This window comes from Pseudomonas sp. S37, from assembly GCF_016658545.1.
Classification (GTDB): Bacteria; Pseudomonadota; Gammaproteobacteria; order Pseudomonadales; family Pseudomonadaceae; genus Aquipseudomonas.
In genome coordinates this window covers 64,727-71,971 of record NZ_JACVZC010000017.1, presented here as the reverse complement: position 1 = coordinate 71,971, position 7,245 = coordinate 64,727, and the positions used below count along the sequence as shown (strand labels likewise).

Annotated in this window: 8 protein-coding genes and 1 pseudogene; 8 read left to right on the top strand and 1 reads right to left on the bottom strand. The window is 64.7% G+C overall.

The window, feature by feature from the left end:
- Window positions 1-931 (bottom strand): annotated as a pseudogene (locus IAE39_RS08930) (type IV pilus twitching motility protein PilT); the annotation flags it as partial.
- A gap of 65 nt (window positions 932-996) precedes the next feature.
- Between IAE39_RS08930 and IAE39_RS08925 the strand changes: the two are divergent.
- The 8 genes from IAE39_RS08925 to hemW all read left to right on the top strand — a co-directional run bounded on the left by IAE39_RS08925 (window position 997) and on the right by hemW (window position 7,239).
- Complete coding sequence (locus IAE39_RS08925; RefSeq protein WP_201201369.1) at window positions 997-1,692, top strand: YggS family pyridoxal phosphate-dependent enzyme; 696 nt, start codon at window positions 997-999, stop codon at window positions 1,690-1,692.
- Between the two features lie 38 nt (window positions 1,693-1,730).
- A complete protein-coding gene (proC, locus tag IAE39_RS08920) occupies window positions 1,731-2,549 on the top strand; it encodes a pyrroline-5-carboxylate reductase (protein ID WP_201201367.1) in 819 nt (272 codons plus the stop codon).
- Window positions 2,550-2,559: 10 nt separating this feature from the next.
- On the top strand, window positions 2,560-3,150 hold the full coding sequence (locus IAE39_RS08915; RefSeq protein ID WP_201201366.1) for a YggT family protein: 591 nt from the start codon (window positions 2,560-2,562) through the stop codon (window positions 3,148-3,150).
- 99 nt (window positions 3,151-3,249) lie between these two features.
- Window positions 3,250-4,389, top strand: a complete 1,140-nt coding sequence (gene metX / locus IAE39_RS08910; RefSeq protein ID WP_201201365.1) for a homoserine O-succinyltransferase MetX — start codon at window positions 3,250-3,252, stop codon at window positions 4,387-4,389.
- A gap of 7 nt (window positions 4,390-4,396) precedes the next feature.
- On the top strand, window positions 4,397-5,017 hold the full coding sequence (metW, locus tag IAE39_RS08905; RefSeq protein WP_201201364.1) for a methionine biosynthesis protein MetW: 621 nt from the start codon (window positions 4,397-4,399) through the stop codon (window positions 5,015-5,017).
- Between the two features lie 22 nt (window positions 5,018-5,039).
- Entirely contained in the window at window positions 5,040-5,477 is a 438-nt protein-coding gene (locus IAE39_RS08900) for a DUF4426 domain-containing protein (RefSeq protein ID WP_201201362.1), read from the top strand.
- On the top strand, window positions 5,474-6,067 hold the full coding sequence (gene rdgB, locus IAE39_RS08895) for an RdgB/HAM1 family non-canonical purine NTP pyrophosphatase (RefSeq protein ID WP_201201361.1): 594 nt from the start codon (window positions 5,474-5,476) through the stop codon (window positions 6,065-6,067). The genes IAE39_RS08900 and rdgB overlap by 4 nt, the downstream gene beginning before the upstream one ends.
- A complete protein-coding gene (gene hemW / locus IAE39_RS08890) occupies window positions 6,064-7,239 on the top strand; it encodes a radical SAM family heme chaperone HemW (RefSeq protein ID WP_201201358.1) in 1,176 nt (391 codons plus the stop codon). Before rdgB ends, hemW begins: the two co-directional genes overlap by 4 nt.
- Window positions 7,240-7,245: the final 6 nt, after the last annotated feature.

Here is a 7,245-nt window from a genome sequence, read left to right as displayed (position 1 = left end):
GTCCCCACCACCCGCCTGCATCACCGAACACAACTGCGCCATCCGCCCCTCCCGTACCAGGTTGCGCACCGCCGGCGTCGCCACCAGCACTTCCCGCGCCGCCACTCGGCCACCGCCCACTCGCCTGACCAGCACCTGCGCCATTACCAACCGCAACGACTCGGCCAGCATCGCCCGCACCAGCGATTTTTCCTCGGCAGCAAACCCCTCCACCAACCTGTCAATGCTGCCCGCCGCCGAGCGCGTATGCACGGTCGCCAGCACCAGGTGCCCAGTCTCTGCCGCGCGCAAGGCCAGGCGAATGGTTTCAAGGTCGCGCAACTCACCAATCATGATCACATCCGGGTCCTGCCGCAGCGCGCTACGCAGCCCCTCGGCAAAACCGGCGCTATGGCGGCCAACCTCCCGCTGGTTGACCAGGCTGCGCTGGCTGCTGTGGATAACTTCGACAGGATCTTCCAGGGTAATTGTGCAGCGCCCGCTCGCGGTTGAGCTGGTCGAGCAGTGTCGCCAGTGTGCTGGACTTGCCGCTGCCGGTCGGCCCGCCCACCAGGATCAGGCCGTCACGACACGGCGCAACAGCTTGAAACACATCCACCAGGTCCAGTTCATCCAGCGTGGCGATGCGCCCCGGGATCAGGCGAAACGTGACGGCAGGGCCGTTCAACTGGCGGAACAGGTTCAAGCGAAAGCGCCCAAGCGCTGGCAACTCCATGGCCAGGTCCAGCTCATCACCCTGTGCCCACTGCCCACGCTGCTGGTCATCCAGCACGCCAGCCATGGCCTCGCTCAAGGCATCGGCCCCAAAGGGCGGCAAATCCATGCGCTGCAACTCGCCATCCAGGCGCAACATCGGTATCTGGCCCGCCGCCAGGTGCAGGTCCGAAGCCCCCGCCTCCACGGCCCGGGCCAACAGGTCGGTCACATCCATGAGACTCCCCAAAGGCCTTCAAGTAGGTAGAATGCCGCAAACCCAATAGCTGCCGGCATCCGTCCATGTCCACCCTAGCAGACAACCTTTCCGCGATTTCCGCCCGTATCGCCAGTGCTGCCCAGGCCGCCGGGCGCGAGCCGGCCAGCGTTCAGCTGCTGGCCGTGAGCAAAACCAAGCCAGCCGCCGCCATCCGCGAGGTCCACGCCGCTGGTGTGTGCGATTTCGGGGAAAACTACCTACAGGAAGCGCTGACAAAGCAGCAGGAACTCGGCGACTTGCCCTTGATCTGGCACTTCATCGGCCCCATTCAGTCGAACAAGACCAAAGCCATCGCCGAGCATTTCGACTGGGTACATTCCGTGGACCGCCTGAAAATCGCCCAACGTCTGTCCGAGCAGCGCCCCGCCGGGCTGGCGCCGCTGAATATCTGCCTGCAGGTGAACGTCAGTGGCGAAGACAGCAAGTCCGGCTGCGCACCCGCCGACCTGCCGGCCCTGGCCAAGGCGGTAGCCGCCCTGCCCAACCTGCGCCTGCGCGGGCTGATGGCCATACCTGAGCCGACCGACGACCGCGCGGCCCAAGAGGCAGCTTTCGCCAGCTTGCGTACCTTGCAGGAGGGCCTGGGCCTTGGCCTGGACACGCTGTCCATGGGCATGAGCCACGACCTGGAAGCGGCGATTGCACAGGGTGCGACGTGGGTGCGTATCGGTACCGCCCTGTTCGGCGCTCGCGGCTCACACAACGGCGGCCATAACTGATCGCATGCTTTACTCACTCTTTCCCACAAGGACCTGACATGAGCAACACTCGTATTGCCTTCATCGGCGCCGGCAACATGGCCGCCAGCCTGATCGGTGGTCTGCGTGCCCAGGGCCTGGACGCCTCGCAGATCCGCGCCAGCGACCCGGGCGCCGAGACCCGCAGCCGCATCCAGGCCGAGCACGGCATCGAAACCTTCGAGCACAACGCCCAGGCCATCGACGGTGCCGACGTGATCGTGCTGGCGGTCAAGCCGCAAGTCATGAAAGCCGTGTGCCAGGCCCTGCAACCCCACCTGCGCGATGGCCAGCTGATCGTGTCGATCGCCGCCGGCATTACCTGCGCCAGCCTGCAAAGCTGGGTAGGCGCCCGCCCGGTGGTGCGCTGCATGCCCAACACCCCGGCGCTGCTGCGCCAAGGCGTAAGCGGCCTGTACGCTACCGCCGAGGTATCCGGGGAACAGCGCCAGCAAGCCGAACAACTGCTGTCGGCCGTGGGCACCGCCCTGTGGCTGCAGCAGGAGCAGCAACTGGACGCGGTGACTGCCGTGTCCGGCAGCGGCCCGGCGTACTTCTTCCTGCTGATCGAGGCCATGACCGCAGCTGGCGAAAAACTCGGCCTGCCACGCGAAACCGCCTCCCAGCTGACCTTGCAGACCGCCCTGGGCGCTGCACGCATGGCCGTTGCCAGCGATGTCGATGCCGCCGAACTGCGCCGCCGGGTCACCTCGCCCGCCGGCACCACCGAGGCGGCCATCAAGTCGTTCCAGGCCAGCGGCTTCGAAGCCATCGTCGAGCAGGCGCTGCAGGCCGCAGCCACACGTTCCGCCGAGCTGGCCGAACAACTGGGCAAATAAGGAGCTTTAGATGAATGCATTGTCCGGCGCCGCGATCTTCGTGGTGCAAACCCTGGTCAGCCTGTACCTGGTGATCGTCCTGTTGCGCTTCGTGCTGCAACTGGTCAAGGCCAACTTCTACAACCCGCTGTGCCAGTTCGCGGTGCGCGCCACCCAGCCGCTGCTCAAGCCGATCCGCCGCATCATCCCCAGCATTGGCGGCCTGGACACCTCGTCGCTGCTGCTGGCTGTACTGATCCAGGCGCTGCTGATGGGCTTTGTGCTGATGGTCACCTACGGCACCTTCGGCGATGTCCTGCACCTGCTGATGTGGGCGATCATCGGCATCACCTCGCTGTTCCTGAAGATCTTCTGGGTGGCGATGATCGTCATGGTGATCGTCTCCTGGGTTGCGCCCAACAGCCACAACCCGGCCGCCGAGCTGGCCTACCAGATCAGCGAGCCGGTGCTGGCACCGTTCCGCCGCATCGTGCCCAACCTGGGCGGCATGGACATCTCACCCATCTTCGCCTTCCTGGCGATCCAGGTGATCCAGTCGTTCGTCATGCCGCCACTGGCCGCCTATGCCGGCATGCCACAAGAGCTGTGGCGGATGATCTGAGCCTCGCCGGCCCCTGCTTGCCCCCAGCCGCAAGCCTTTGCTTGCCGCTGGGGGTAGCGCTCTTTAGACTTACGCCTCCGTCAAGCGTGAGCAGGGTCGATGTCCACTGTCTTTCCCGAAGATTCCGTCGGTCTGGTAGTACCGCAAACCGCCCGGTTCGATGAACCGCTGGCCTTGGCCTGTGGCCGCTCGCTGGCCAGCTACGAGCTGGTCTACGAAACCTATGGCACCCTGAATGCCAGCGCGAGCAACGCCGTGCTGATCTGCCATGCCCTGTCCGGCCACCACCATGCCGCTGGCTTCCATGCCGCCACCGACCGCAAGCCGGGTTGGTGGGACAGCTGCATCGGCCCCGGCAAGCCGATCGATACCGATCGTTTCTTCGTGGTCAGCCTGAACAACCTCGGCGGCTGCAACGGCAGCACCGGCCCCAGCAGCATCAACCCGGCCACCGGCAAAGCGTATGGCGCCGACTTTCCGGTGCTGACCGTGGAAGACTGGGTGCACAGCCAGGCACGCCTGGCCGACCGCCTGGGCATTCAGCAGTGGGCGGCCATCGTCGGCGGCAGCCTGGGTGGCATGCAGGCGCTGCAATGGACCATGACCTACCCCGACCGCGTGCGCCACTGCGTCGACATCGCCTCGGCACCCAAGCTGTCGGCGCAGAACATCGCCTTCAACGAAGTGGCGCGCCAGGCCATCCTCACCGACCCTGAATTCCACGGCGGTTCGTTCCAGGACCAGGGCGTGATCCCCAAGCGCGGCCTGATGCTGGCGCGCATGGTCGGCCACATCACCTACCTGTCCGATGACTCGATGGGTGAAAAATTCGGCCGCGAGCTGAAGAGCGACAAGCTCAACTACGACTTCCACAGCGTCGAGTTCCAGGTCGAAAGCTACCTGCGCTACCAGGGCGAGGAGTTTTCCGGCCGTTTCGACGCCAATACCTACCTGCTGATGACCAAGGCGCTGGACTACTTCGACCCGGCTGCGGCCCAGGGCGGCGACCTGGCGGCCACCCTGGCCCACGTCAAGGCGGATTACTGCATCATGTCGTTCACCACCGACTGGCGCTTCTCCCCGGCCCGTTCGCGCGAGATCGTCGACGCCCTGATGGCTGCACGCAAGAACGTCTGCTACCTGGAGATCGACTCGCCGTACGGCCACGACGCCTTCCTGATCCCCACACCTCGCTACATGCAGGGTTTCTCGAATTACATGAACCGCATTGCCATCTGAGGACAGCATGAGAGCCGATCTGGAAATCATCCACGACTGGATCCCCGCCGGCAGCCGGGTACTCGACCTGGGCTGCGGCAGCGGCGAACTGCTGGCCTCGCTGCGTGACCGCAAGCAGGTCACCGGCTATGGCCTGGAGATCGACGCCGACAACATCGCCGCCTGCGTGGCCAAGGGTGTCAACGTCATCGAGCAGGACCTGGACAAAGGCCTGGGCAACTTTGCCAGCAACAGCTTCGACGTAGTGATCATGACCCAGGCCCTGCAGGCCGTGGAGTACCCCGACCGCATCCTCGACGAGATGCTGCGCGTGGGCCGCCAGTGCATCATCACCTTCCCCAACTTCGGCCACTGGCGCTGCCGCTGGTACCTGGCGACCAAAGGCCGCATGCCGGTATCGGACTTCATGCCGTATACCTGGTACAACACGCCGAACATCCACTTCTGCACCTTCGCAGATTTCGAAGAACTGGTGCACGAGCGCCGGGCTAAGGTGCTCGACCGCCTGGCCGTCGACAACATGCACCGCAACGGGTGGGCCGGCCGGCTTTGGCCTAATCTTCTAGGTGAGATCGGCATCTATCGCGTCAGCAGCCCGGGCCTGCAAGAGCACCAGCTCGCGGTCTGACGCCCAGCGGAGGAATCGCCCCATGCGTCGCCTAGCCCTGTTCCTGATCAGCCTGTGCCTGGCCCTGCCGGTACTGGCTGCCGATGCCGCCCGCCCCGAGCGCAAGGAAGTATTTGGCGACGTGACGGTGCACTACAGCGCCTTCACTTCGAGCATGCTTACCCCCGAGGTGGCTGCAGCCACGGGCCTGGTGCGCAGCAAGAACCAGGGCGTGCTGAACATTGCCGTACTCAAGGCCAACAAGCCCACCACAGCGCTGGTCAGCGGCTCGGTCAAGGACCTGACCGGGCGCAGCAGCCCGCTGTCGTTCAAGCAGATAACCGAACAGGGCGCGGTGTACTACATCGCCCAGTTCAAGATCGACCAGCCAGAAACCGTCACCTTCGACCTGAATATCGAAACCGGCGGCATCAGCAACTCCCTCAGTTTCAACCAGGAAGTGTTCCCAGGCGACTTATGAATTTCCAGCAACTCGTATTGGCCAGCCATAACGCCGGCAAACTCAAGGAACTCCAGGCCATGCTCGGCCAGTCGGTGCAACTGCGCTCGATCGGCGAGTTCAGCCAGGTCGAGCCGGAAGAAACCGGCCTGTCGTTCGTCGAGAACGCCATCCTCAAGGCACGCAACGCCGCCCGTATTTCCGGCCTGCCGGCCCTGGCCGACGATTCCGGCCTGGCGGTGGACTTCCTTGGTGGTGCGCCGGGCATCTATTCGGCACGTTATGCCGACGGCAAGGGTGACGCGGCGAACAACGCCAAGCTGCTCGACGCCTTGAAAGACGTACCTGAAGCCGAGCGCGGCGCACAGTTCGTTTGTGTGCTGGCACTGGTGCGCCATGCCGACGACCCGCTGCCGATCCTGTGCGAAGGCCTGTGGCACGGGCGCATCATGTTCCAGGCCAGTGGCGAACACGGCTTTGGCTACGACCCGCTGTTCTGGGTACCGGAGACCAACTGCTCCAGCGCCGACCTGGCGCCGGTGGACAAGAACCAGCTCAGCCACCGCGCCCGCGCCATGGCCCTGCTGTGCCAACGTCTGGGCCTGGCATGATCGCAACGCTGTCTACCCCCGGCGCGGCGGGCTTTACCAGCCTGCCGCCGCTGGCGCTGTACATCCACATCCCGTGGTGCGTACGCAAATGCCCTTACTGCGACTTCAACTCCCACGCCGCAGGCCCTGAGCTGCCGGAAGACGCCTACGTCGCTGCGCTGCTGACTGACCTCGACCAGGAAATGGCCGCCGTGCAAGGCCGGCCGATCAGCTCGATCTTCTTCGGTGGCGGCACGCCAAGCCTGTTCAGCGCAGACGCCCTGGGCCGTTTGCTGCGTGGCGTGGAGCAGCGCATCCCGTTCGCGCCAGACATCGAAATCACCCTGGAAGCCAACCCGGGCACCTTCGAGCAGGACAAGTTCAAGGCCTACCGGCAGACCGGCATCAACCGCCTGTCCATTGGCGTGCAGAGCTTCCAGCCGGCCAAGCTGCAGGCGCTGGGGCGCATCCACAATGGTGATGAAGCGGTCCGTGCCGCCGGCATGGCGCGTGCGGCCGGCTTCGACAACTTCAACATGGACCTGATGCACGGCCTGCCCGATCAGTCGCTGGACGACGCACTGGGCGACCTGCGCCAGGCCATCGACCTGGGGCCGACGCATCTGTCCTGGTACCAGCTGACCGTGGAACCGAACACGGTATTCTGGAACCAGCCGCCAGAACTGCCCGAGGACGACATCCTCTGGGACATCCAGGAAGCCGGCCAGGCACTGATGGCCGAACACGGTTTCCGCCAGTACGAGGTTTCTGCCTACGCCCAGGCAGGCCGTGCCGCGCAGCACAACCTCAACTACTGGCGTTTTGGCGACTTCATCGGCATTGGTGCCGGTGCCCACGGCAAGCTGACCTTCGCCGACGGGCGCATACTGCGCACCTGGAAGACCCGCCTGCCCAAGGACTACCTGAACCTGGCCAAGCCGTACAAGGCAGGCGAGAAGCTGCTGCCGGTCGACGAGCTGCCGTTCGAATTTCTGATGAACGCCCTGCGCCTGACCGATGGCGTGGAAACCGAGCTGTTCACCCAGCGCACCGGGCTGCCGCTGGAGCAGCTGCGCGAAGCACGCCGCGCTGCCGAACAAAAGGGCCTTTTGCAGGTCGAACCGGATCGACTGGTGGCCACGCCAAGGGGCCAGTTGTTCCTCAATGACCTGCTGCAGTATTTCTTGACCTAAGGATGA